The sequence below is a fragment of the Rathayibacter sp. AY2B3 genome (genome assembly GCF_002931755.1).
Taxonomy (GTDB): Bacteria; Actinomycetota; Actinomycetes; order Actinomycetales; family Microbacteriaceae; genus Rathayibacter.
In genome coordinates this window covers 1-1,274 of sequence record NZ_PSUG01000097.1, presented here as the reverse complement: position 1 = coordinate 1,274, position 1,274 = coordinate 1, and the positions used below count along the sequence as shown (strand labels likewise).

Here is a 1,274-nt window from a genome sequence, read left to right as displayed (position 1 = left end):
CTCTCGCCGCCGCCGATCCCGCCCTGCTCGCCGAGATGGTGCAGGTCGCCCAGTCGCTCGCCGACGCCCACAGCAACGGTCAGTTCCGCCTCGTCTTCAACTCCGGCGAAGAGGCGGGCCAGACCGTGTTCCACGTGCACGCCCACGTCCTGGGCGGCCACCAGACGGAAGGCTCCCTTGCCACCGGTTGAGAACACGGGCGCGAGCCCCGACGAGCGTCCCGCCCCCGGCGCGGACGCGTCCGAGACGACGCGGCGCGTCGTCGCCGTCGACGGAGTCGCGATGGTGCGCCTCCTCGGACCCCAGGACCGCCTCATCCGAGCGGTCGAAGGACGATTCCCCGATGTCCGGGTGCACGTGCGCGGCAACGAGGTGACGCTCGACGGCGAGCGCGAGCCCGTCGCCGCGGCGACGCGCCTGGTGGAAGAACTGGTGCGCATGACCGCGAGCGGGCACGATCTCGACCCGGAGGGCGTGCGCGAGTCCGCCCGCATCCTGCAGAACGGCGGGCCGGTGAGCCCGGCCGAGGCGTTCGGCCAGGCCATCCTCACGGCGCGCGGACGCAGCGTGAGGCCCAAGACGCTCGGCCAGCGCGAGTACGTCGACGCGGTCGATCAGAACACCATCGTCTTCGGCATCGGCCCGGCCGGAACCGGCAAGACCTACCTGGCGATGGCGAAGGCCGTGCAGTCGCTGCAGCGCAAGGAGGTCGAGCGGATCATCCTGACCCGTCCGGCGGTCGAGGCGGGGGAGCGGCTGGGCTACCTGCCCGGCTCGCTCACCGACAAGATCGACCCGTACCTGCGCCCGCTCTACGACGCGCTGAACGAGATGATGGACCCCGAGATCGTCCCGAAGCTGCTCGCAGCCGGCACGATCGAGGTCGCGCCGCTCGCGTACATGCGCGGGCGCACGCTCAACAACTCGTTCGTCGTGCTCGACGAGGCGCAGAACACCACGCCCGAGCAGATGAAGATGTTCCTCACCCGCCTCGGCTTCGGCTCGAAGATGGTGGTCACCGGCGACATCACCCAGGTCGACCTGCCGACCGGGGCGAGCGGACTCCGCCTCGTGACGCGGGTGCTCGACGGCATCGACGACATCCACTTCTCGAGACTGACCAGCGAGGACGTGGTCCGCCACAGCCTGGTCGGCCGCATCGTGGACGCCTACACCGAGTACGACCAGCAGAAGCAGGCGCAGCACTTCGAGCGCGAGCAGGCCCGGGAGTTCGCGAACCGCGCCGAGCGCCGCGGCCAGGCCGCCCGCCCGCC

The 1,274-nt window shown here is 71.0% G+C and carries 2 protein-coding genes; both read left to right on the top strand.

The annotated features are described in order from the left end of the window. A partial coding sequence (locus tag C5C24_RS17425; RefSeq protein ID WP_146082670.1) for an HIT domain-containing protein occupies positions 1-191 on the top strand: 191 nt, incomplete at its 5' end. Between the two features lie 91 nt (positions 192-282). After that, a partial coding sequence (locus C5C24_RS17420; protein ID WP_104305567.1) for a PhoH family protein occupies positions 283-1,274 on the top strand: 992 nt, incomplete at its 3' end.